At 71.6% G+C, this 23,319-nt stretch carries 20 protein-coding genes and 1 CRISPR repeat array; of the genes, 11 read left to right on the forward strand and 9 right to left on the reverse strand.

Features of this window, described 5'->3' with window-relative positions:
• The first annotated feature begins 465 nt into the window (after positions 1–465).
• Complete coding sequence (locus tag AB0D45_RS00120; RefSeq protein ID WP_362454415.1) at positions 466–1,485, forward strand: Ku protein; 1,020 nt, start codon at positions 466–468, stop codon at positions 1,483–1,485.
• Between the two features lie 36 nt (positions 1,486–1,521).
• Here the strand turns inward: AB0D45_RS00120 and AB0D45_RS00125 are convergent, their stop codons facing one another.
• Genes AB0D45_RS00125 through AB0D45_RS00135 form a run of 3 tightly spaced genes read right to left on the reverse strand, consistent with a single transcriptional unit; the run spans position 1,522 to position 2,611 of the window.
• Positions 1,522–1,779, reverse strand: coding sequence for a hypothetical protein (locus tag AB0D45_RS00125; RefSeq protein WP_362454417.1), 258 nt, complete (start codon positions 1,777–1,779; stop codon positions 1,522–1,524).
• 56 nt (positions 1,780–1,835) lie between these two features.
• Positions 1,836–2,108 carry a hypothetical protein gene (locus AB0D45_RS00130; protein WP_362454419.1) on the reverse strand — a complete coding sequence of 91 codons (273 nt, stop codon included), beginning with the start codon at positions 2,106–2,108 and terminating at the stop codon, positions 1,836–1,838.
• Positions 2,105–2,611 carry a hypothetical protein gene (locus tag AB0D45_RS00135; protein WP_362454421.1) on the reverse strand — a complete coding sequence of 169 codons (507 nt, stop codon included), beginning with the start codon at positions 2,609–2,611 and terminating at the stop codon, positions 2,105–2,107. Before AB0D45_RS00135 ends, AB0D45_RS00130 begins: the two co-directional genes overlap by 4 nt.
• Positions 2,612–2,623: 12 nt before the next feature.
• Here AB0D45_RS00135 and AB0D45_RS00140 point away from each other — a divergent pair, with 12 nt between their 5' ends.
• The 3 genes from AB0D45_RS00140 to AB0D45_RS00150 all read left to right on the forward strand — a co-directional run bounded on the left by AB0D45_RS00140 (position 2,624) and on the right by AB0D45_RS00150 (position 4,355).
• A complete protein-coding gene (locus AB0D45_RS00140; RefSeq protein WP_362454423.1) occupies positions 2,624–2,839 on the forward strand; it encodes a hypothetical protein in 216 nt (71 codons plus the stop codon).
• A gap of 144 nt (positions 2,840–2,983) precedes the next feature.
• Entirely contained in the window at positions 2,984–3,319 is a 336-nt protein-coding gene (locus AB0D45_RS00145; RefSeq protein WP_362454425.1) for a hypothetical protein, read from the forward strand.
• Positions 3,320–3,371: 52 nt separating this feature from the next.
• Positions 3,372–4,355 carry an aminoglycoside phosphotransferase family protein gene (locus tag AB0D45_RS00150; protein WP_362454427.1) on the forward strand — a complete coding sequence of 328 codons (984 nt, stop codon included), beginning with the start codon at positions 3,372–3,374 and terminating at the stop codon, positions 4,353–4,355.
• A gap of 58 nt (positions 4,356–4,413) precedes the next feature.
• Here AB0D45_RS00150 and AB0D45_RS00155 read toward each other — a convergent pair whose 3' ends face one another.
• From AB0D45_RS00155 to AB0D45_RS00175, 5 genes are read right to left on the reverse strand one after another with little or no spacing between them, the layout of a single operon-like run.
• Positions 4,414–5,655: an ATP-grasp domain-containing protein gene (locus AB0D45_RS00155; protein WP_362454735.1), complete on the reverse strand. Its 1,242-nt coding sequence runs from the start codon at positions 5,653–5,655 to the stop codon at positions 4,414–4,416.
• On the reverse strand, positions 5,655–6,806 hold the full coding sequence (locus AB0D45_RS00160; RefSeq protein WP_362454429.1) for a glycine amidinotransferase: 1,152 nt from the start codon (positions 6,804–6,806) through the stop codon (positions 5,655–5,657). The genes AB0D45_RS00155 and AB0D45_RS00160 overlap by 1 nt, the downstream gene beginning before the upstream one ends.
• Positions 6,807–6,832: 26 nt before the next feature.
• The gene (locus AB0D45_RS00165) at positions 6,833–7,786 is read right to left on the reverse strand and encodes an aspartyl/asparaginyl beta-hydroxylase domain-containing protein (RefSeq protein WP_362454431.1); all 954 of its coding nucleotides are present in this window, start codon (positions 7,784–7,786) and stop codon (positions 6,833–6,835) included.
• A 14-nt stretch (positions 7,787–7,800) separates the two neighbouring features.
• Positions 7,801–9,201, reverse strand: a complete 1,401-nt coding sequence (locus AB0D45_RS00170; protein WP_362454433.1) for a hypothetical protein — start codon at positions 9,199–9,201, stop codon at positions 7,801–7,803.
• A gap of 40 nt (positions 9,202–9,241) precedes the next feature.
• A complete protein-coding gene (locus AB0D45_RS00175) occupies positions 9,242–10,414 on the reverse strand; it encodes a cytochrome P450 (RefSeq protein WP_362454434.1) in 1,173 nt (390 codons plus the stop codon).
• 335 nt (positions 10,415–10,749) lie between these two features.
• On the opposite strand from AB0D45_RS00175, the gene AB0D45_RS00180 reads away from it, so the two are divergent.
• The 3 genes from AB0D45_RS00180 to AB0D45_RS00190 all read left to right on the forward strand — a co-directional run bounded on the left by AB0D45_RS00180 (position 10,750) and on the right by AB0D45_RS00190 (position 12,723).
• The gene (locus AB0D45_RS00180; protein WP_362454436.1) at positions 10,750–12,189 is read left to right on the forward strand and encodes a tetratricopeptide repeat protein; all 1,440 of its coding nucleotides are present in this window, start codon (positions 10,750–10,752) and stop codon (positions 12,187–12,189) included.
• Between the two features lie 160 nt (positions 12,190–12,349).
• Positions 12,350–12,493 carry a Scr1 family TA system antitoxin-like transcriptional regulator gene (locus tag AB0D45_RS00185; protein WP_362454438.1) on the forward strand — a complete coding sequence of 48 codons (144 nt, stop codon included), beginning with the start codon at positions 12,350–12,352 and terminating at the stop codon, positions 12,491–12,493.
• On the forward strand, positions 12,490–12,723 hold the full coding sequence (locus tag AB0D45_RS00190; protein WP_362454440.1) for a DUF397 domain-containing protein: 234 nt from the start codon (positions 12,490–12,492) through the stop codon (positions 12,721–12,723). Before AB0D45_RS00185 ends, AB0D45_RS00190 begins: the two co-directional genes overlap by 4 nt.
• Positions 12,724–13,658: 935 nt before the next feature.
• Positions 13,659–14,193: direct repeats of the CRISPR family, unit length 28 nt; unit sequence GACTGATCCCCGGGCGCGCGGGGCGGAC.
• A gap of 160 nt (positions 14,194–14,353) precedes the next feature.
• Here the strand turns inward: AB0D45_RS00190 and cas3 are convergent.
• Positions 14,354–17,269, reverse strand: a complete 2,916-nt coding sequence (gene cas3, locus AB0D45_RS00195) for a CRISPR-associated helicase Cas3' (protein WP_362454442.1) — start codon at positions 17,267–17,269, stop codon at positions 14,354–14,356.
• A 127-nt stretch (positions 17,270–17,396) separates the two neighbouring features.
• Here cas3 and casB point away from each other — a divergent pair, with 127 nt between their 5' ends.
• The 4 genes from casB (at position 17,397) to AB0D45_RS00215 (ending at position 22,998) form a co-directional block, all read left to right on the forward strand.
• Positions 17,397–19,469 carry a type I-E CRISPR-associated protein Cse2/CasB gene (casB, locus tag AB0D45_RS00200; RefSeq protein ID WP_362454444.1) on the forward strand — a complete coding sequence of 691 codons (2,073 nt, stop codon included), beginning with the start codon at positions 17,397–17,399 and terminating at the stop codon, positions 19,467–19,469.
• A 72-nt stretch (positions 19,470–19,541) separates the two neighbouring features.
• A complete protein-coding gene (locus tag AB0D45_RS00205; RefSeq protein WP_362454445.1) occupies positions 19,542–20,993 on the forward strand; it encodes a type I-E CRISPR-associated protein Cas7/Cse4/CasC in 1,452 nt (483 codons plus the stop codon).
• Positions 20,990–21,847 (forward strand): CRISPR-associated protein Cas5, encoded by an 858-nt coding sequence (gene cas5, locus AB0D45_RS00210; RefSeq protein WP_362454447.1) that lies wholly within the window; start codon positions 20,990–20,992, stop codon positions 21,845–21,847. The genes AB0D45_RS00205 and cas5 overlap by 4 nt, the downstream gene beginning before the upstream one ends.
• Positions 21,844–22,998: a type I-E CRISPR-associated protein Cas6/Cse3/CasE gene (locus tag AB0D45_RS00215; RefSeq protein ID WP_362454449.1), complete on the forward strand. Its 1,155-nt coding sequence runs from the start codon at positions 21,844–21,846 to the stop codon at positions 22,996–22,998. The genes cas5 and AB0D45_RS00215 overlap by 4 nt, the downstream gene beginning before the upstream one ends.
• The last annotated feature ends 321 nt before the right edge of the window (positions 22,999–23,319 follow it).

Below are 23,319 nucleotides of genomic sequence, written 5' to 3' on the forward strand. Positions count from 1 at the left end.
CGCTGCCGGGCGTAGCGCTGTGTAGCTCTGCGCCGGCCGCCAGTGCAACTGGTTCGCGAGGCGGAAGCCGGCACGGCGGGCCGGAGCAGCTGACAGGCCGCGCCTGAGGCACCTGGCGCCGCCAGCAGGTGATCACCTTGTAGCCGGAGGGCCGACCCCGCATGATCCGCATGTGCCGTTTCACGTCAGGCTGCGTTTCGGACCTCAGACATCTCCTGCTGTCACCGGTACCTGGAGCAGCCGCGAACTGGCCGAGCGAAGATTCCGGGAGTTCATCGGCCGCTACGGCAGCCAGGCAAACGTACGGATCGATCTTGTCGAAGAGGGGCCCGACGGTGAGCGCCCGGTGCGCTCCTGGACGCGGGAGGGCGGCGAAGCGGGAGGCGCCTGACGGGGCCGTAGGGCCCTGCGGGGGTGATCAGGCACAGGGTGGGAAGGCGCCGAGAACCCCACGGTGGGTGAAAGGTGGTGCAGGTGATGGCCAGACCGGTATGGGCGGGGGTCGTCAGCTTCGGACTCGTGTCGCTGCCGGTCGCGCTCTACACCGCGACCGACAGCCACACGATCCGTTTCCACCAGCTCCAGCGAGGCACCGCGGACCGGATCCGCAATAAAAGGATCAACGAACGCACAGGTGATGAGGTAGACATCGGCGAGATCGTCAAGGGCTACGACACCGGCGGCGAGTACGTGATCGTCGAGCCGAAGGAGCTCGACGACATCGCGCCCGGCCGGTCCAAGGCCCTGGAGGTGTCCGCGTTCGTCGACCTCGACACGGTGGACCCGATCTTCTTCGACAAGACGTACTACCTCGGCCCCCGCGGCGAGCAGTACAGCAAGGTCTACGCCCTGCTGCAGCGGGCCCTGGCGGAGTCGAACAAGGCCGGCATCGCGACCTTCGTGATGCGCGGACACGAGTACCTCGTCGCGCTGAAGGCCGAGGACGACCTGCTGACATTGCACACCCTGCACTGGGCCGACGAGATCCGCGACCCGCACCAGGAGGTCCCCGACCTTCCTGGCACAACGGAGCCGACCGCGGCCGAGGTGAAAATGGCGCACCAGCTCATCGACGCCCTCACCACCGAGTGGAATCCGCAGGACTTCCACGACAGCTTCCAGGAGAAGGTCAAGGCGCTCATCGAGGCCAAGGCCGCCGGCGAGAGCGTGGAGAAGGCGGAGCCAGCCGCCGAGCCCACCGGCGTGATCGACCTGATGGATGCCTTGCGCGCGAGCGTCGAGCGGGCTCGCAGCCCGAAGGACACCGGTGAGAAGGCCAGCACCTCCCGGAACACCGGACATGCGAAGAAGCCTGCTGCGAAGAAACGCGCCGGAACTTCGGATGCTGAGTCGCTTCGGTCGCTGACCAAGGCCGACTTGTACGACAGGGCCGCCAAGGCCGGCATCAAAGGGCGTTCCCACATGACCCACGAACAGCTCGCCGACGCCCTTGCCGACACCGGGCAAGGCCGCCGCACGTCCTGAACCGCCCGGAGGGGGCGGGCGCGGCTGAGGTCTGGGTCAGGTCACCTTGACGCGCAGGGCGTACGGCTGCCCCGCGCTGATCGCCTCCGCCTGCTCTTGCAGGTCCGCGTCCGTGAAGCCGAGCAGCGCCTCGTCGGCGGCGCGACGCAGCAGGGGAAGGATTTCGGCGACGGGCCGGCCGCGACGCGCTTCGGCGAGTTCGGCGAAGGCCCGCTGGTAGGGGGCGCCGTACGTGCTCGCGCTGTCGGCAAGCAGCCGGTCAAGCTGCTGCCGCTCGATGCTGATCTCGCCCATGGCCCGCTCCTTCGCTCCTCAGGGGCCCCGTCCGGTCCGGACCCTCGCCATCGACGCTACGAGGCAGGTCTGACATCAGCCCCCGCCCCGGCACCGGGCACGTTCCGGCTGATGAGGTCCTGGAGAAGCTCCCGGGTGGGCGGCGGCATCAGCCCCTCGATGGCGAGAAGGTGCCACTGACAGCCGGGAACCAGGCGGTCGAGCCGCCGGTACTCCCCGAGCTGGTAGACCAGCACCAAGGTGTCAAGGGCGTGCTGGGCGGGCGGCCAGTCGCGCTCCTTCAGCGTGCTGAGCACGGCCAGTCCGGCCATCGCGTACCGGCCGTTCATCCACTCCCCGGCCGCCTCGCCCAGCTGCCCGGCGGCGAGTTCCTCCTCGACCCGGCCGCACAGGTCCAGGGCCCACTGCCGTACGCCCTCGGCGGTCTTCCAGGCCGCGCCAGCTCCCGAAGCGGAGCCGTGGCGGCCAGGTCGCGCAGATGATCGCGGGCATCCCGCACGGGGCCGAGGGCCGGCTGGTGGTCGTCGGTGAGGACGGCGTCGGCGAAGTCGGGAACGTCTTTGCGGGTGGTCTCAACGAGGGACGCGATCGGGTTGGCCACCGCGATGGGGTTCATCGCCCGCAGCAGGTCACCGACGTCCTCCAGGGACATCGTCCCCTTGATGGCGGCAGTGCCCGCGGCCAGCGCGGCGTCCTTGGGTGTGGCAGTTGGCCGGCCGGGGTTCGCGTCGAAGGCAGCGAGCTCGGCCGGGGGCCAGGTGTGTCCCGCGGCCCGGACGAGGCGGACGATGCCTTCGTCGATCCGCCGGGCCCGGGCGGGGACCAGGGTCACGGTCAGGCCGGCGTGCGCGATGTGGTCCGCATCTACACGCTGCTCGGGGCCCGGGCCGCCGACGGCCAGCCGGTCCACTGGCCCAGCAGCCGCCCCGCCGGCGTCCGGATCACCTGGAGCGGCCCCACGGGGAAGCGGGAGCAGTTCGAACTGACCGACGCGGTGCTGCCGGACGGCACCTACGCGGCGGAGCGCGTATCGGTGTACCCGGAGCGCGGGCCCCTGTGACCGGAACGCACCCGATCGGTAGCCGGACCGACCACACCTCTGCCAGGTGACGGTCGTGGAGTTGACCACCACACCCGCTTGTGTAGGAATTCCTACGCATGTAGGTTTTCCTACACTGAAGCATCTTGCGGAGGATTCATGACCATGCGGATCACGTTCGGCCTTCCCGCGGCTTCCGGCGGGTCCCAGACCGTCGACCTCCCCGACGACGTCGCCCATGCCGTGTACCACGGCCTCATCAACAGCCCGGACATCACCGGCCCCAAGGCCGAGGACTTCGACGAGCTCCTTGCCTCCATTAGCCTGCTGAGTCGGCTCATCACTCACCTGACGCTGTCCCGCGAGCGTCACATCGCGGCGGCCGACGCCACCAGCCCGCACGCCAACCGCCGGGCCATCGGTAGCGCCGCCGCGATGCAGCCCTCGCAGCTCGGCGTCGTGTTGGAGCGCAACGGCCGCCCCCGCAACCGCAAGGCCTGACCGCAGACTCCCCCGCCCCCCTCGAAGTCCTCACAGCCCGGAAGGAAGTCCTGTGGAACTCCACGTCATCGAGCGGACCGCCAACGCCTTTCAGCAGGGCCTGACCGGCCGCCAGATCCAGGAGGTCGCCGAGCGCGCCTTCGGGCCCGGCGCCGAGGTCCGTTCGGCGACGGAGCTGGGCGGCGGCATGTACAACACCACCTACCGCATCGACCTGGCCGGCCGCGCGGAGCCGGTCGTCCTGCGGGTGGCACCCGAACCGGCCCGCCAGTTCCATTCCGAGCGGGAGCTGATGCGCGCGGAGTACGCGTCGGTGCCGTGGCTCGCGCCGATCGCCGACCTGATGCCGCACGTCCTGGCGGCCGACTTCACCCAGTCCGTGATCGGCCGGGACTGGATGATCCAGTCCTTCCTGCCCGGGACCCCGGCGCCGGAGCTGCTCGGCTCCTACCCGAAGGAGACCCACACGGCGTTCTTCCGGCAGATGGGACAGATCACCGCGGCCGTGCATGCCGTCGCCGGGCCATGGTTCGGTCCGGTCACCGGCCCCGGCCACGCACGTTGGAGCGAGGCCGTTGTCGCGTCCCTGCACCTGATCGCCGAGGACGTCGAGAGCTGCGGCCTGGACGCCGCCGACCTGCGCAAGGCCGCCGACGCCGCCCAGGCCGGTACGCAGGTCCTCGACGAGGTCGCGGTGCCGCGGTTGCTGACCGGGGACCTGTGGACGGTGAACACCATGCTCGCGCCCGCCCCGGTCCCGACGATCTGCGGTGTCCTGGATATGGACCGCACCTGGTGGGGGGATCCGGAGGCGGACTGGACGATGCGGATGGCCCGCGCGAAGCAGGATGCCCGCACCGCGTTCTTCGACTCCTACAGACACTCGGAGGAGACCGAGAACAGCGTGTGGCGGCGGCATGTGTACGAGGTGCGCCACCTCGGCGCGCTGCGTCTGGAGCGTCACCGGCTCGGGAACGAGGCCGGCGTCAAGGATTCCTACCGGGCGGTGGCCGAGGAGCTCGCCGTGCTGATCTGACCTCGGGTACATCGGAGGGGCGCCACCCATGGAGCTGGGTGGCGCCCCTCCGGTGTGTTCAGGCGGGATGGGGTTCGACTTCGATGCGGATGTCGTCGAGGAGTTGGGCGGCGCGGGCCTGGGTGGTGCGGGCGTCGGGGCTGACGACGATGAGGCTGCCGAGCCGTCCGGCGTTGGTGTAGGCGGGTCCCACCGGGTCGCCGGGGCGGGCGCGGAACCGAACGAGGGGGGTGTCCGGGCCGGGCCGGGGCAGGCCGGTGACGGCGGTGAGGCGGCCGGCGGTCGGGCTGGTGAGGAAGCGGACGGTGGCGCGGTGGTGTCGGGTGGGGGTGAGGCGGGCGGGGTGTCCGAGGGCGATGTCGAGGAGGGCGGTCCAGGGGTTGATGCCGAGGGCGTGGTGGAGGAGGTCACCGATGTGGCCGGCTCCGATGCGGGCCGCGGTCTCGATGACGTAGGGCCGGCCAGTGGGGGTGACGGTGACCTCGGTGTGGGAGGCGCCGTTGCGGATGCCGACTGCGCGGACCGCTTTCGCCGTTTCCTGGTGGATGGCCTGTTCCAGCGCGGGCGGGAGCTGGGTCGGCAGGGTGTGGGCGAGTTCGACCCGGTGGGTGCCGCGGGTGGTGGTCTTGGTGGAGATGGCCAGATGAGTGGTCCGGCCGTGCTGCGTGAACGACTCGACGCTGTACTCCCGACCCGGGATGTACTGCTGGAGCAGCACCGTACGGCCCGGTGACTCCGCGTACATGCCGGGCGCGGTGTGGGCGTGCTGCCAGGCGGTGTCCACGTCTTGGAGGCGGGCCAGGACGGTGATGCCCTGGGAGCCGGCGGCGTCGGCCGGCTTGATGACCACGGGGAGCCGCATGCCGGGACGCAGGAAGCGGGCCCGCAGGGCGGCCGGGGTGGCGATGGTGTGGGTACGAGGTGCGGTGACGCCGGCGGCGGTGAAGGCGGTGGCCATGGCGGCCTTGTCGCGGGCTGCGTGCGCGCCGGCCGGGTCGTTGCCGGGCAGGTCCAGCAGGGCGCAGGCGTGGGCGGCCAGCGGGGTGAGGTACTCGTTCGTGGTCAGGACGGCGGCGGCGTTGATGCGGCGGGCGTAGGCGACGGTGTCGGCGAGGGCCTGCTGGGAGTTGACCAGGTCGGTGGTGAGGGTGCCGGCCAGCAGGTTGTGGAGCGCCGGGCTGTAGCCGGTGAGGTTCTCGGTGGTGGTGACGGCGTGGACGGGGTGGCCGGAGGCGGCCGCGGTGCGGGCCAGGTGCCCGGACTCGGGGCCGGCCGCCTCCAGGAGCAGGACGGGACGCATCACGTGAGGTAGTCCTCGCAGGCGCCGTCTCGTCGGGTGTCGAGGGTGAAGCAGTGGAAGCCGCCGCCGAACAAGCGCCGGTGTCGGTGCCGGACGGGGACGACGGTGAAGTGCTCGGCTTCGAGGGTCTTGATCAGTCCGATGCAGTCGGCGTTGACCAGGACGGTGTCCGGGTCGACGGACAGGACGTTGAGGTCGATGTAGGGGCTGGTCAGGACGAGGTCGGCGTCGCCGTAGGCGGGGAAGGCTCCGGCGTCCGGCTGGGGCGGGACGATGAACTTCCAGCTCTGCAGCGGTTCGGGGAGCATGTCGCGAATGCCGTCGTGCCGGGCCAGGAACACCCCCGGCCGCAGTGCGAGGAGCATGGAGTCGATGTGGTTGTCGGCCATGCGGTAGACGCGGTGGATGCGGTAGCGGCCGGCCAGGTGGCGCTCCAGCCAGTCGACGCCGCGGGCGTGGTTGGCCTGGGCGATGTTGACCACCAGATCGCGGCCCAGGCGCAGGACCTGGGCGCCGTCGAGCATCATCTCGAAGCCGACGTCGTACGGGCTGGGCTGCGGGTCGTCGATCGGCTCGGTGGGGCCGCCGAGGGTGGTGGTGGCGTCGCGGGCGTAGGAGAGGTCGAAGCTGGCGTCGGTGAGGGTGGGGCGCGGCATCGTGGTCCAGCGGGCGCCGGCCTGCCAGTAGCCGGTGAACACCTGGGCGAGGAGGCGGGTTTCCAGGTAGCGGGCGCGGATCGCGGGCGGGGTCTCGATGATCTCGTCGCCGAGGATCAGGGTGTTGTCGCGGATGTTCAGGGCGGGCACCGGCGGGGCGCTCCAGCCCAGGCCAGCGATCGGCGCCGGGTCGGCGGGCAGGGGGATCGGCCGGTGGACGGTGATGCCGAGGTCGGCCAGGACCTGGGCGAGGTCTTCGACGTCCTCGGCGAGTTCCTCGGCGTAGTGGCGGTTGATGGCCCACTGCTCCGGCCGCGCGCCGGCCTCGGCGGGGGTGACGAGGCGGGGGTAGGCCCAGTCGGAGCGGAAGCCGGTGAGGTTCTCGTGGTGGAACAGCTCGAAGGAGACGTCGCGGTCGTGGCCGGTGTAGTTGGTAGCGGATCCGACGATGATCTCGCGCAGGCGGGTGAAGTCGTCGTGGCTGCTCAGGCGCATGGGTGAGGGTCCTTCGTCTCGTGGGGTCAGGCCGTGGCGGCGGTGAGTGTGCGGTGGGTGTGGGTGCGTCCGTGGCGGGCGTGCAGGACGGCGCCGCCGTCCGGGGTGGGGGCGAGGGTGCGGGCCTCGCTCCAGGCGCTGAAGCGCCACTCCCCCGGGCCAGCGGGCAGCAGCGCGAAGGACCGCTCAGCGGTGGTGAGCGTGAGGTGGTCGGCGGTGTGGTCGAGCTCCGCGGGCACCAGGTCGCCGTCGAGGGGCTCGTCGCGGCTGAAGTCGGTGAATCCGGCCGGGAGGTGCAAGGGGCGGGGCAGGCCGGCGGGCATGGTCCTGTCCAGCGGGGTGGGGTGGTTGATGAGCGCGTCGGCGTCGGCCAGCTGTTCCTGCCAGGCGGCCGGGAAGAGCGCGGCGAGCTCGATGGTGAACAGCGTGTCGATGACGGCGTGGACGCGGGTGGTGGTGCCGAGGTTGCGGACGGCGTGCTCGCGGGAGAAGTCGCCGTACCAGAACTCTCCCGGCTGCCAGGTGTGCTCGGTGCCGTCGAGGTAGAGGACGGCGTCGGGGTTGGTGGTCAGGGGGATGTGGAGGCGGGCGCAGCCGCGGGCCAGGCTGTACTTGGGGTCGCTGTGCCGCTCGCCGACCGCGTTCGGTCCGAGTGCCATGAGGCGGGCGGCGTTCAGGGGGGCTGGGATGGCGGCGAGGACCTCGGCGAGGTAGGGCATGCGGTCCAGCCAGCCGGTGGGGGCGTAGGTGTCGGGGCCGGGGCCGCCGGGGTCGGTGCGGTCGGCATCGCCGTTCGGTGCGATCAGCGGCAGGACCCGCCAGTCGATGTCGGTGACGGCGCCGAGCAGTCCGCCCGGGGCGCGGCCCTGCTGGAGGTCCCAGGTGTGGGTGGTCACCTGGGTGAGGTCGCCGGCCAGCCGTGCGGCGTCCAGGGAGCGGTTCAGGCGGGCGGCCGCGGGCGGCAGGGGTGTGCTGGGCATGGGGCGGGCTCCGTTCAGGAGGAGAAGGCGGTGACGGGGGCGCCGACATGGTCGGCGGGGTCGAAGGCGGCGGCGGGGCGGGTGGCGAAGCGGGCGTTGAGCCGGGCGAAGGGGTCCTCGTGGCCGGTCTCGGGGTCGTAGGCGAGGCAGAAGACGAACTGCGCGCCGTCCGGGCCGGGGGTGATGGGCATGGAGACGATCACCCCGGTCCGGGTGGCGGGGTTCCAGGCGAGGTCGAGGTCGGCCAGGGCCTGGTGGAAGGCGTTGGCGTCGGGGACGTGCCAGGTCGGGGGGACGTGGTACTCGACGACCGCGCGGGCCGGGTGGTCTGCGGTGCCGACGATCCGGTGGGCGATGACCTGGTAGATGTGCAGGCTTCCGGAGACCTGGGCGTTGACCTCGGTGAAGTACAGCTGGCCGTCCGGGGTGGTGATGGCGTCGGCGGACAGGTGGCCGCGGTAGCCGAGCGCGCGGTAGGCCTCGGCGAGGCGGGCGCCGTTGTCGACCAGGCGGGCGTGCACGAGCGGATTGAGGCCCTGGAGCGGGACGGTCTGGTGGGAGAGGCGGCGGCCGACGTAGTGCAGGCGGCCCTGTTCGGTCGGGCAGGTACCGCAGTCGTCGGTGAAGTGCTCGGAGTACACCGCCTCGGCGCCGGGGGCGAACGCGGCGACGACGACGGGGTGGCGGCCGTCGGCGGACGCCCAGTCCCAGCGGTCCTGCCAGTAGGCGGTGACGCCGGCCGGGCCGGGGGCGAGGCGGTGCAGGTGGCGGGCGCCGACGTGGTCGGTGGCCAGGCTGCTGCCGGGGCCCAGGAGAATCTGGTTGCCGACGCCGGCGCCGTTGTGGGCCTGCTGGACGACCAGCGCTTCGGCCTGGGCCAGGAGCCGGTGCGTGGCGGCGGCGGCTTCCTCGCGGGAGCGGCAGACCTCCCCGGGGACGGTGGGGACGCCAGCCGCCGCTGCGATGGCCCGGAAGTTGGCCTTGTTGTTGCCGATCTCGGCGCCGCCCTGCGCGAAGTACGCCAGCCCGGGCATCCGGTCGGCGAGTCCCAGGGCGGTGGCGAAGCGGGCGACGGAGGCCGAGGGCCACAGGGCGAAGATCTCGCCGACGGCCTGCGGGCCGCCGGCCGGGCGCAGCGCGGCGCGGACCTGGTCGAGGAAGGCGGGGTCGGTGAGCGCTTCGGGGTCCAGGAGCATCCCGTTGTGGCGGCCGGGCGGGGTGGTCAGCACGGTAACCTCGCCGGCTCCGGTGCCGGTGAGCGCGAGGGCGTAGTCGAGGAACGCGGGGTCGGGTTCGGTGCACAGGATCAGGACGTCACCGGGGCGGGCGAACCAGGCCAGGCGCTGGGTCCAGGCCCGCATGTCCGTACGGGCACGGATCGCGGGGTCGATGTGGTTGCCGATCAGGATGCGCAAGGGGATCTCCGAGCAGAAGGGCGGCGGTGAGGCGCGGCTGTCAGGAGTGGAGGGTGGCGGGTAGGACGGCGAAGGTGCGCATCGTGGCCGACGGCTGCCTGCGGGCGGTGCCCGCCGGCCGGAGCGGCGTGGAGTGGGTGCGCAGGGCGTCGAGGGCGGCGCGCAGGCAGGCCTGGGCGGCGCGGGTGCCGATGCAGGAGTGGGTGCCCCAGCCGTAGCCGAGGTGCCGGTTGTCGCGGCGGTCCAGGAGCAGCTGGTCGGGGGTCGGGAAGCGGGCGGGGTCCCGGTTGGCGGCGGCGAAGAGCAGCACCACCGTGTCGCCGGCCGGGATCGGGACGCCGGCGATCGTGGTGGTGTGGGTGGCGGTGCGGCTGGTTCCTTGGACTGGCCCGTCGAACCGGACGAGTTCCTCGGCCGCCCAGGGCACGACCCGCGGCTCTGAGCGCAGCCGGTGCTGGGCGTCTGGTTGGCGGGTGAGGGTGTGCAGGGCGTTGCCCAGGGCGGCGGTCATGGTGCTGTAGCCGCCCTGGAACATCACCCTCGCGGTGTTGCGGATGAACCGCTCCTCGGCCGGGTTGGCGCCGGTCGGCGTGTGGGCGCGGACGTGGGCGAGGAGGCCGCCGGGGCGGCCGGTTTCGGTGAACCAGGAGTCGACGAGGCTGGTCAGTTCCTCACGTGCCCGCCGGCCGGGCTCAATGCGGGTGGGGTCGAGGCCTCCGTCCATGCTGCGCATGATCGCGTCGGAGGCGGCGGCGAATTCGGCCAGCGGCGGCTCGTCCACGCCGAGGAGGTCGCAGACCACCGACAGGGACAGCGGGGCGGCGAGCTCGGCCATGACGTCGAACGACGGCAGCTCGGCCGCCTCGCGCAGGAGGGCGGCGGCTCGGTCGCGGGCGCGGGCCTCCAGGTCGGGCAGGTCCTGGGCGCGCAGGGCGTTCATGAAGAGCGAGCGCACGCCGGCCTGGTCGGGCGGGTCCAGGGACTGCACGCTCAGGCTCGCCTCGGGCACGGTGGCGCCGGTGCGGCGCCGGTCTCGGGCGAAGACGGTGTGCTCGCGCAGGACGGCCGTGCAGTCGGCGTACCGGGTGACCAGCCACGAGGACATGCCGTCGTGCCAGGACACCGGGGCCTGCTCCCGCAAAGCGGCCAAGGCCGGGTAGGGGTTGTTGACGGTAGCGGGGTCGAGGGGGTCGTAGGTCAGCACCGGCAGCACGAGCGTCTCCAGGTCATCTCGGGGCGGGGTGGCACAGGGGCCCGGGCCCCGGCGTCAAGGCCGGACCCGGGCCCCCGCCACGGGGGACACAGCAGGTGATCAGTGGTCGTAGGACATGGCGGGGTCACCCCCCTTCGGCCTCGGGATCCGCGGCCCGGTCGGGCTCGCCTCACCAGAGTCCGCCCGCACCTGACCCGCCGTCATTGCCACCGGAACGCCGCGACATTGAGGGGCACCCTCAATACGGGGGCGGGCAGTGACCGAGTGGTGTCGCCCTGTCACAGGGGTGGGCTACCGTTGCTGGTTCCGATATCCCGCTCCCGCCGGGGGTGCCCATGGCCGCCGCCATCACCCGCACACGCCGCGCCACCATCGTCAAAGAGGCAGCCGACATCCGGATTCGCTGCCAGCGCGAACGCCTCGACACCGAACAGACCGCAGCCGAGATCCGCCGCGCCCTGCCGGAGGTGCAGCAGCTGGAGGCCTGGCGGCTCGCCCTGGGCTGGTCTCGTTCCGTGACCATCACCCAGGTCAAAGCCCAGTACGTCGCGGACGGCCTGTTACCGCGCAGCCTGTCCGACCCGATGCTGTGCCGGTGGGAACACGACCCCGGCGAACGCCCCGACCGCGAGTACACCGTCATGCTCTGCCGCGCCTACGGAGCCACACCCGCCCAGCTGGGCCTGGACCTCGCCGAACAAGTCTTTCCGGACCGCGAGTTGTCCAGCGTGATCCGGTACGGTCGGCCCGAGACCGACACGTGCAGCGCTGGCGCACGGGAAATGGTGGTGCACATGACCACAGCCGCCGGCCTTCCGGCCGTCCGTGAATCCCTCCAGCTCGCCCTCCTCGCCGCCCCCCACGGCAGCACCGAGGTCGCCGAGCTCGCGGACGCCGCCGTCGAGCACTACGCCCTCACCTACCCCAAGCACCCCGCCTACCTGCTGTTCGAGGAAGTACGGGCCGCCCGCGGCCTGCTCACCGACTGCCTCGTCACCGGCCACGTCCCCGAGCAGGTCGCCGGCGGACTCCACCGCACCGTCGGCTGGCTCTCCGCCCTCATGGGCAACCTCGCCTTCCACCTCGACGACCACACCGGCGCCCGCGCCCACCTCGCCACCGCCACCGCCTACGGCACCCGCACCGACGACGCCCGGCTGACCGCCTGGGCTCTGGGCGCGCAAAGCATGGTCGCCCGCGCCGAGAACCGCTACGAGACGGCCCTCTCCTACGCCGAGCGCGCCGTCGCCCACGCCCCCGCAGGCCTGCCGAAAGCCCAGGCACACGCATGGGCGCAGCTGACCTCCCTCGCCGGACTCGGACGGGAGCAGGAAGCCGACATGGCGCTCGCCGCGGCCGCGCGCGAACTCGAAGCCGACGCCCTCGGGTTCGCCCCGGGCCGGTTCGGGTTCGACGCCGCCGAGTACACCCTGCACCAGGCAGAGTCAGCCATCGCCCTCGGCCACCACAACCGCGCGCGGACTGCTGCCGAAACGTCCATCGGGTCCACCGCCGTGGCCACCCCCGGCTGGGCCGCGGCCACTCTAGTGCTCGCCCAGGTCGAGGCGCCCACCCAGCCCGCGGACGCCGCGCAGCGGGCCTTGGACGTCCTGGCCCGGGTCCCCGCCGCCCGACTCCGTTCGACATCCCGCGCCCGCCTCGCCCGCCTCGACCAGGTCCTGACCGGGGTTTCAGCTACGGGTGTCGGCGACCTTCACGAACGTGTCCGCGTCCTGGTTCCCCTGATCGACAACCACGGCAATGCCAGCACCTGACAGCAAGGTCCTCACACCGCTCCGCGCCACACCCTTCGCTGATGTGCGAGCGGCTGCGCCACCTGCTCGATCTGGCCGAGCAGCGCAACACCCCACCCCACCATGGTCGGCCCGTTCCACATCGTCCGGTTCCCCTCACCCCTGGCCCACCGTGATCAGCGTGGAGACGATCCGCGGCGGGACCTTCGCCGAGGGGACCGACGACGTGAAGGTCTACGAGGCCGCCTTCGAGCGGATCGTGGCCGCAGCACTCCCCGTCGACGACTCGCGGAAGAAGATCAAAACCATCATGGAGAAGTCATGACTGACATGAACAGGCTGTCCGTCACCGACCTGCCCGAGGCGAAGTGGCGCAAGTCGTCCTTCAGCGACGGCGGCGAGCAGTGCGTCGAGGTCGCCGACACCCGGCCAACCCGCGGCTTCGTCGCCGTCCGCGACTCGAAGGACCCGAACGGGCCGACGCTCGCGTTCACCGAGGCCGCGTTCACCGCCTTCCTGCCTCACGCCCTACACGGCTCATCCTCCACCGCCTGACCGAACCCGGCCGAGGCCCGGATTCCCCCAGCCCACAGCGGGGGGAATCCGGGCCTTTCCTGTACAGCGATACCCCATCAGATCCCCTTGCGCAGGATGACTGAGCGCTCGGGGTGACGTCTCCGTCACCCCCAACCCTTGGACGAGAAGGTCAGGCTGGTTGCCGAACAGGAGGCGGCCGCGATGGCGACGCCGCGGTCTACGGCTGATCCCGGGCGCGGGAGGGGTGGATCACGGGCGCACCTGCCGGATGTCCTTGTGGTGGTCGGCTGATCCGTAGGCTCGCACGGCGAACGAGGCCGTCGGCTACCGCATCCTCGAACCCTGCGGCTGATCCCTCGACGGGCGAGACGGACGGCGCCTGATGCGCCGGCTGGGGGTGTTGCAGGGCTGCTCCCTGAGGTGGAGGGGGCGACCACCTGCCGGGAGTGAGTCAGCGGCTACACCGGCTGATCCTCGGGCGCGCGGGGCGAACTGCCACGGCTGCGGCACCATCACCTCACCGACCGGCTGATCCCCGGGCGCGCGGGGCGGACTACGCCCCCGTCCCGCCATCGGCCTCACGAGCCGGGTGATCCCCGGGCGCGCGGGGTGGGCTGAGCCTGGGATCACCGTAGCCGTGGGAAGAGCGGCTGATCCCCGGGCGCGCGGGGCGGACGCGGCGTTCAGCAGCGTGGCTCCGCCGAGCTGGGGCTGATCCCCGGGCGCGCGGGGCGGACCCCTTGAGGTCGGCGTACCCGCTCACGATGCCGGACTGATCCCCGGGCGGGCAGGGCGGACGTCGGGTTGCTCAGGTACTCCACGTGGGCACCGGACGGATCCCCGGGCGCGCGGGGCCGACTTCGTCGTTGGTCGGCGCCATACGCGGTGAACATCGGTTGACCCCGAGCGCACGGGGGTCAATTCACGGTGACCTCAACTGTATGTGCCGGGCTAGCTGATCCTCCGGCGCGCTGGGCGGACAGGGCGCGCACGGCGAGGGAGGCGGCGAAGAGGGGCTGATCCCCGAACGCGCGGAGCAGACTCGCGGCTCTCCTCCGCCCTCAGGCCGAGGACGGGCTGATCCCCGGGCGCGCGGGGCGGACACCTCGCCGAAGATCTCGTGGGACGAGTGCGAGGGCGGATCCCCGGGCACACGGGGCAGACGACTGGGACGCCGTGATGTGATCCACGAGGCGGGCTGATGCGCGGCCGCGAGAGCTGATCCCCAGGCGCGCGGGGCGGACCGGATGACAAGCGGCCAGGGCGGTTGGGACCCGGACTGATCCCCGGGCGCGCGGGGCGGACCAAGCCATGTTCGACAGCGGCGAACTCACCCTGGACTGATCCCCGGGCGCGCGGGGCGGACGGGTGTAGGAGCCCCGGCCTTTCACGTGAGCCCGACTGATCCCCGCGCGCGCGGGGCGGACGGCCAGTTGGCCGTCGATCCGCGCGAGCCCGACGACTGATCCCCGGGCGCGCGGGGCGGACCCTTCCCGACCTGCAGCGATTCTGGTAGCAGGGCCCATTCTCATTCACTTCTCGGTTTACTGTTCAGCTTCCCTGGCGTGAGGGATGTGCCTGGGGCACGGGAAGTTTCGCCCAGGTTGATCCTCGTTCCCGAGGTGGGCAAGCGTATGGCGCGCTCGGGCTATGGCAGCAGGGACAGGCCGGTGTCGGGGTGGTAGTTCAGGCGTTCCAGGCGAGGGTCAACGGGCTGGCCGTCGGGGCGTAGGAGCAGGACAGGGCGGTCGGTGAGGGCTGGGGCGTCGGGGACGGTCCATGTGGTGGCGTCGGGGAGTGGGTTGCGTCCGGTGAACCAGTGCGTGGGGGCCGGGATGGTGTTGCGGTGGATCTCCAGGCGCTGGCGTCGGTGGGGCTCGGCGTGGCGGATGGGGTGGTGTCGGGTGAGGTCGGCTGGTTCAGGGTCGTTGGGCTGCCAGGTGTAGTGGCCGGTCTCAGGATGCTGGTAGAGGGCGATGAGTTCGGTCGATGGCGTTCCGAGGCGGGAGCGTGCGAGGTTGTTGTGGACGGGGGCGGATGCGAGTTCGGCCACGGTGGTGGCGTTGCCGTCCTCGTCGTAGGGCCACAGGGCGCGGTGCTCTGCTTGGCTGGCTTCTTCTCGGAGGCGGCGGATCCAGTGGGTGTGGAGTTCGGCGAGGAGGTGGTGGATCGGCTTGTCGCCGGCGGGGGGTTGGTCGGCGTAGATGGAGTCGAGGAGTGGCTGGGTGTCGTGAGGGTGGTGGAGGGTGAGGGGTCCGTGGGTGGGTGCGCGGGTGATGAGGGCGTGCCAGGTTGCGGCCAGGATGTAGGGGTCGTAGACGGCTTGGGGGGTGGGTCGGGGGAGGCGGGGAAGTCCGTCTGGCCGGGGGGTCCACAGGACGTGGGTGAGGGGGGTGCCGTGGCGCAGGTGGGGCCTGTTGATCGGGTGGCGCCATTGGCGGCCTCGTCGCTGCAGGAGGAGGTCGAGGGGGGCGAGGTCGGTGTAGAGGTGGTCGGTGTCGTAGTCGAGGCTCTGCTCCAGGACCTGGGTCCCGACGAGGAGGAGGCGTTCGGGGCGGTGGGGGTTGGGGTGCCGGCTGCGGAGTTCCGGGTCGGGGTGGGGGCCCAGGCGGGCCTCGATGTGGTGTTGGTGGTGGGAGCGGTGGCGTTCTTGGAAGCGGGAGTGCAGGAGCTGGATCTCGTGCGGGGACCAGCCGTGGTGCGGGGCGGCTTCGAGCAGGGCGCGGTGGAGCTCTTCAACGCGGGTGACGGAGTTGCGGATGACGGTGGTGATGCCGTGGTGGTGGCGGCTGAGGAGAAGGTGGGCGAGTTCTTCTGGGCCGGGGTCGGTCAGGAGTTGGATGCGGGTGCGGTAGCGGGATCGGCGTGAGGGGGCGGGGGTGTGGGTGCGGATGTGGCCGTTGCTGTCGACGATGGTGATCGGGCCGGTGGGTGGCGTACTGGCCTGATGGGTGTTGTGGCCGCGGCGCCAGGCTGTGACGAGGTCGTTGCGGATGGCGGCGGGCAGGGTGGCGGAGAGCACGACGACGCTGGAGCCGGCGTCGGCGAGCCAGGCGATGGCGGCTGCCAGGAGCCGTTGCTGGTAGAGGTCGTAGGCGTGGGCTTCGTCGATCACGACGGTCTTGCCGGCGAGGGCGTACAGGCGCAGGAACCAGTGCCTGCCGCGTTGGGCGGCGAGGATGATCTGGTCGATGGTCCCGACGCCGAAGCAGGAGAGCAGGCCGCGGTTGCGGACGAGGTACCAGTGGTCGAGGACGACGGCCGGGGCCTGGTGGTGAAGTTCGTGGTCGTCGCAGGTGATGTTGGCGGCCATGGTGATCACGCTGTCGGTGAGCGTGAGGTGGCCGGTGGTGCCGTGGGCCAGGGCGGTGCCGTGGACGAGGGCGAGGTGTGCGCGTTCCTGTTCGCCGAGGACGGTGGTCAGGTAGTCGGCCTTGCGGCGGAAGGTCTGGTCGCCGGCGGCGCGTAGGGGGAGCGCGGTGTAGGAGCCGTGGTAGCCGCAGGTGACGGCGAGGTGGTGGGTGAGGTATTGGGCGGTCTCGGTCTTCCCGCCGCCGGTGGTGTCCTCGATGATGACCAGGCTCTGGCCGGTGGGCGGGTGGTTGATGACGGTCTGCTGGGCGGGGCGTGGGCGGGGGGTGGCGGGCATCTGTTCGGCCCAGGTCATGGGCTGGGGGTTCCAGCGGTTGAGGCGCAGCGTCGTGATCGCGGTTTCGGCCTGTTCCTGGCTGGCCTGCCACCACATGGTGGTGTCGGTGCCTGCGGTGTCCGGGGTGCGGTAGGTGAACAGGTGCTCGTTGGAGGCGATCCAGTCGCTGTGGACGACGAGGCCGGCGAAAAGGACGGGGATGCAGGCGCGTTCGATGCGCAGCAGCTCGGGCAGCCGCTGGAGATCGACGTCGATGAGGTGGGCCAGTTCCTGGATGAGGGAGCGGTGCAGGGCGTGCCAGAGGGGGTCGAGCGGGCGGGTGGCCCTGCGGATCGTCGAGAGGTCGGGGATGTCGCCGTGGTGGGCGCCGAGAAGGGCTGCGATGTCGTGCAGCAGGTGTTCGTACGGCGTGCGGGCGGTGTTGCCGTGGCAGCGGGGGCACGAGCAGCCGAGGAGGGCCGGCAGGTAGCGGGCGGTGACGTGGGCGTGCGGTGGTGCCTTCGGATCCGGCGGTGTGTTCAGCGGTAGGCCGGCGCGGGCTGCGGCCTGGGCCCAGGCCTGTCCGGCGGCGACGAGTTCGGTGTCGCGGCTTCGCAGGGCTGCGAAGAGCATCTGGAAGCAGGGGTTCGCCTTGCCCGGCATGTCGTGGAGGGCGGCCAGCAGCATCAGGACGCGGCGGGCTGTGGCCAGGTGACCGGCGCCGAAGGCGTCGGCGAGGCGGGCCCGGACCGGGGCGGCGAGATGGTGGTCGATGAGGGCGCCGCAGACGGCTGCGGTGTCCAGGCAGTGGGCGAGGAGGCTGTTCCAGGCGGGGCCGCCTCGCTGCCGGCTGAAGCCGTAGAGGTCGGTCTTCCCCCACAGCCACAGCCATGGCAGAAGCAGCGGCTGAACGGGGGATTCGAGCGCGTCGCTCACCAGTTCCCCTGCCTCCGGCCCGTCAAGCTGTGCCCCATCTTCGAGAGAAGGGGCGAAACTTGCCGTGAGACCCGTCCTGTCCATCAACATCCCTCCTAGGCAGTTTTCGTACGACCTGCGGGAGAAAGTGTGCATCCCGGCACTGACAATCCGCTCTGACCAGGACAAACGGCCCAGGCTGCTGCCGTTGCTGGAGGCATTCGAGGAGTCCGAGAACATCGCGCTGGCGCACCGCAGCCCGGGAGCGCTCATCGCCTTCCACGACTTCCTCCTCGGCCTCATGTACGCGGCCGGCGTGTTTCCCCGCACGGAGCGGCAGTGGCAGGAGTGGGTGGAGGACCGGCAGCCTCTGGACGAAGTCGCCAAGGTGCTGTCGGGCAGTGAGTTCGACGGCCGGCTCGACCTGTTCCATCCGCAGCGTCCGTTCGGGCAGCACGCCGGCCTGCTGCCCTTCCTTCACCGGCACGGCTACGGGCCCGCGCAGCTGGACATCGAGCGGGCGGGGCACGGCGCCCAGCTCGCCGAGCACGTCCACCTGCATCACGAGCGCCGGCCTCCCGTTCATGAGGCCTTCGCGGCGATGCTCGTGCTGCAGGGGTATGACACCGGCGGCCGGATGATGGCGCAGAACGACTGGCTGGGGAGGGCGTTCACCTACGGTGCGGTGGGCCGCAACGCACAGCGCGTCCGCAGCCTGGCCATGGGCAGGAGCCTGGCCGACACCCTGCGGCTGAACATCACTCCAGTGCCCCGGTCGGCCGCGGGGACGTTCAACTTCTCCTGGAGCGATGCGCGACCGGACCGGCGGGTGTTCACCGGCCCCGCTGCGGGCCGTGCCCGGCCGGTGGACGGGCCGGCGGACCTGCACAGCTGGCTGGGCCGCTCCGTGGCGCTGGCTCCGGCCCGGCGACCCGACGGCGAGATCGTCATCGACCGTGTCCTGATCGGCGGCGGCGAGCTGATGACCCCTCTGCCGCCGCAGCTGCTGCAGGACGCGGTCCTGGTGGCGGGCTGGCCCCAGCAGGCTCGTGCCGACCGGGCCCTGTGGCGCACGTCCCCGGCCCTGTATGCGGGCGCCGACCCGGACAACGCGAAGGGGTCCGACCTCTTCTCCCGGCTGGAGGGTCTTGGCCGGCGTGTGGAGATCTTGTCGGTCGGGCTGCTCACCGCGAAGAGCAGCTTCCTTGGCTGGGTGAGTGAGACGTTCCCCTTCGTCGGTGCACTGCGCGAGGAGCTGTACCTGGCGGCGACGGACGGCGCGCAGTGGTGTGAGAAGGCCGAGCGTGCCGCTGCCAGCGCTGCCGCGGTGGCCCGGGACGCGGCCTTCCCCCGGGCAAGGCCCGAGGAACGCAAGCAGCTCTTGGCGCGCCTGCTGTCCGCTCCCCAGCTGTGGGCCCGCTACGAGGAGCACTTCCACCGGCTCCTGGACGACGTCGCCTCCGGCAGGTGCGAGCGGACGGCCCGGGCCCGCTTCGCAGTCGATCTGGCCGCAACGACCCGGGCCTCGATGCGCGAATCGCTGAGCTGCCTGCCCGAATCGGGCACCGGGTTCCAGGCACGGCTGCAGGCTCTGGCCCGCCTGGACGCCGCGCTGCGCAACCCCCGTGCGTTCCCGCCCGAGTTCCTGGAGGCCACCATGCCCACCACCGCAGCCGTCTCACCGGCCGAGGCCACGACGGCCAGCCGCGCACTGGCCGGCTGGCTGGCGGGACTGGTCACCTCACGCAACCACACCCTGCTGAAGGCCCTCACGGTCCCCGAACACCATCACGCGACAGAGGCGCACTCCCTGGCCTGCCGCTTCGCGGAGACAGATGCGATCAAGGCAGCACATCTGCTGACCGCCAGGCTCTTCGCCCGCTACCACCGCGGCATCCCTACCACGGACCCGGTGCGGGTGTTCGGCGCCGGCGACCTGGGAACAGCCTGCCGGCGGATCGGCACCGGCCGGGAGCGCGGGGCCCGCGACCCCGGCGTCGAACGGCTCTTCCGGCTGCTCGTGATGACCAACCAGACCATCGAGGACACCCACCTGTACCGGGCGGTGGACCGGCTGCGCGCCGTGAACGCCGTGCCACCCCACTGGGCGACCCTCGCCGACGACCTCGCCGCCTGGTCCAGCGGCGGCAGCGTCCGGGAGCGGTGGGGGGAGAACTTCTACACCCCCGGCGCCCGAATCCGCCGCACCACCGCCCGCTGAGCCCCTCAACACCCCGACCGCCGTCAACGAGCCGAAACCGCTCGTCACACCTCACCCTCAAGGAGCTGCCCCATGAACATCGACGCCGCCACGCGGTACCTCAGCCTCCACTCGCTCACCACCTTCGCTCACGTGCTACTCGTACGCGACGACGCCGGAGAACCGAAGACGTCCGACTACGGGGACGCCCTGCGCACCATCATCAGCCCCCAGAGCGAACGTCGCGCCGACCGCATGCACATCCGCGACGAGGCCAACCTCGGAACCGGCCCCCTGGCCGCCCACGCCTGGGGCGTACGCACCCGGGAGTGGGCCGTTCGGGTTGCAGAGGCGCTGCGCGACGAGCATGGCTGGGAGCCACAGGCAGCGCTGGAGACGGCTCGGGCAGCGCTGCGAGGCGTCGGACTGAACTTCGGCTCCACGCCCAACACCGCCTTCCTGACCAAGGTCATGGTCTTCGCCCCCGAGAAGACCGGCTCGACGCTGGCCCAGATCATTCACGAGCACCGGGCTGAGCTGGAGGCATGGGCCACGCTGGTGGCCGAGGCCGCAGCAGCGGCGGCGAAGGGCAAAAGCAAGGGCAAGAAGAAGGGCAAGGGCAAGGGCGACAGCGCGGCTGCGGCCGACGCAGAAGCCGACGACGCGGAGGCCGACGGGGCGGAGACCCAGGACGAAGCCACGACCCGGCAGGAGAAGGTCCCGCCGATGCCGGCACGGATCAAGGCGCGGCTGATCACCGGGCTGGCCCCGGCGGACGCCATCGACATCGCCCTGTACGGACGGTTTCTCGCCGAGGTCGCCGGTGCCGGCAACGTCGACGGCGCGATCCAGACCACGACCTCATTCAGCGTGGAACCGGCCTCGATCGTGCGGGACTTCTTCAGCGCCGCAGACGACTTCAAGATCGCCCGCCAGCGCCTGGGGACCGACTTCACCGACGCCCTCGCACGCCTGAACGCCGCAGCTCCCTTCGACGCGGAAGACCCGGAGGGGTACACGCTCGACGAGCGAGGCGCGGGTATGACCGGACACCAGAACTTCTTCAACGGCACCTTCTACGCCCACAGCGTCCTCGACCGCCTCCAGCTGCGCCGCAACCTCGCCAACGGCGGCATGAGCCCCGAAGACGCCGAACGCGCCGCACAGGATGCCGAGCTCGCCTTCGTCACCGCCTTCGTCAACGCCGTACCCAGCGCGAAGAAGAACACCACCGCCGCCCCCGGCACACTGCCCAAGCTGATCCTGGCCCACGCCGCCCCCCGGCCGTACAACTACGCCGCCGTGTTCGAGAAGGCCATCCACCGCCAGGAAGGCGTCCCCAGCCTGATCGCCGCCCAGCGGCTCCTGAAGCACCACGCCATGATCACCAGGAAGCAGCGTGTTGATCCCGGCGCCGTCCTCAGCTACGACATCGCCACCATCGAGTACCTCGACAGCCTGCGTGATGCCGGAAAGCTCGGGCCCACCGAAGTGAACCACCCGGCCGAGCTCAGCCCCTACTGCCCCGCCGGACAGCCCGCATGACGCCGGCACCCCACACCCTGCTCATCCGGCTCGAAGCCTTCCGCCAGTCCTGGGGCATCCGCTCCCCCTACAACGACCGCGACACCCACAGCCGGCCCACCAAGAGCGGCGTCATCGGCCTGCTCGCCGCAGCCGACGGCCACGACCGCGACGAAGTCCGCCGCGACGGCGACGACTTCCTGCCCCTGGCCGACCTCGCCGCGCTGCGCTTCGGCGTCCGCGCCGACCGGCCCGGACGACTGACCTGCGACTTCCACACCAGCGGCGGGGGGAACTACCCCCTGCGCCCCCGCGACATCATCACCGACCCCCTCAGGGCCGACCGCGCGGCCACAGCCCTCACCGACGACCACGGCCCCGCCTTCGGCCACATCACCGGCCCCACCCTCACCGACTGGTACAGCGCCCCCAAGAACATCGCCCCCCACCCCGACACCCACACCCTCACCGCCACCAGCAGCAAACGCCACCCCCAGATCTCCCGCCGCTGGTACCTCGCCGACGCCGCCTTCCTCGCCGCCGTCGAATCCACCGACACCGCCCTCCTGCGCCGCCTGGCCGACCGCCTCCACACCCCCCGCCGGCTGCTGTGGCTCGGCCGCAAACACTGCGCCCCCACCCAGCCCCTCCCCCACGGCATCCACCCCGGCACCCTGCACGAGGTCCTCGCCACCACACCCCTGCTCCCCCGCTCACGGCCGGCCCCCACCAGCGCCTGGGTCGAGGTCGCCGCCGCCTCCCCCGGAGCATCACCGGTCAACGACCAGCCGATCAGCTTCGCCACCCACAACCGGACCCGAGCGCTGCGCTGGGAGCAGCGCCTGTCCCTCACCCCTCCCCAGGAGCACCGGTGACCGTCCCCGTCCGCGTCGTCGTCCACCACACGCTGGTCGAGCTCGACCTCAACCACCCCCGCACCGCCCGCGTCCTGGCCGACGCCCAGGAACTCCACCGCCTGGTGATGAGCATGTTCCGCCACTGGGTCACCGACGGCCAGCCCAACGCCCGCGCACTCATGGGGGTCCTCCACACCAGCGCCGTCGACCTCAGCCAGCGCACGCTGACCCTCATCGTGCAGTCCCTCGTCCCCCCCGACACCCGTGCCCTCCCCCGGCACATGCTCACCACCCCCGCGCAGACCCGCATCGTCACCCTCACCGTCAAGGCCGGCCAGGAGTACCTGTTCCGCACGACCATCACCCCGGCCGTCTACGGCCACCACAACGGCCGCCGCACCCGCGACCGGCCCACCGACACCTCCCCCGCGGCCGCCCTCACCTGGCTCACCCAAAGGCTCCAGCCCGACCCCGCCGTGGACTACGACCGCCACCCCCTCATCGGCGCCGACGCCCGCCCCGAACACCTCAAGGCCCGCAAGCTGCCCGCCCTCGCAGCCCATCGGCCAGGCCAGCCCGTCCCCGTCGCCCGCTCCGAAATCCAGGGCCGCCTCACCGTCACCGACCCGGCCGCGTTCGCCCGCACCCTCACCCAAGGCCTTGGACGCCAACGCGCCTACGGCTGCGGCCTCCTCCTCGTCCAGCTCCTCCCCGCACCCCGGACCGCCACCCCCACGGAACGGCAGCCATGCAGCCGCACCACAGACCGCTCCTTCCCCGCGCAGAGCACCCAGACCAACTCCCCCACCTCTTCACCCGCACCGTCGACACCGTCCCCGTCCACTGCGTCCGCCCTGCCGACACCCGCCACCCCACCTGGGCCGTCTATCAGCACCACCACTACCTCGGGACCCTGCACCACCACCCCGGACCCGGCTGGTACCTCCAGCACGCCCACGAACACCACCCCAGCCTCGACAACGCCATCCGCGCCCTACGCCGGCCCGCCACCTGGCCCGATGCCCGTGCCCGCGCAGCCCAATGGGCTCACGACGTCCTCAACACCCCGGGCATGTGCCTCCTCAACATCCAAACCACCGGCCTCAACGAACCCCGAGCCCTCCACATCGCCGTCAGCACCCCAGACAGCATCCTCCTCGACACACTGATCAACCCCCGACACCCAGTCGAACCCGCAGCGACCCGCCTCCACCACCACACACCCGACACGCTGCGCCACGCCCCCCACTTCGGAGACGTACTCCGCCACCTCGCCGACACCCTCCAAGGCCGCCGCTGCGTCACCTACAACCTGGACTTCACCCAGTGGGTGCTCCAACACGAACTCGTCCGTCTCAGCGGCAGGCTCCGTCACTTCGCCGCCGAGTGGGCAGACGCCATGCGGCCAGTCGCCCACTGGGCCGGCCTCTGGTCAGCCCGACACCGCACCTACCGCTACCAACGACTCCCCGGACCTCACCAAGCAAGAT

The sequence above is a fragment of the Streptomyces sp. NPDC048352 genome (genome assembly GCF_040651895.1).
Classification (GTDB): Bacteria; Actinomycetota; Actinomycetes; order Streptomycetales; family Streptomycetaceae; genus Streptomyces.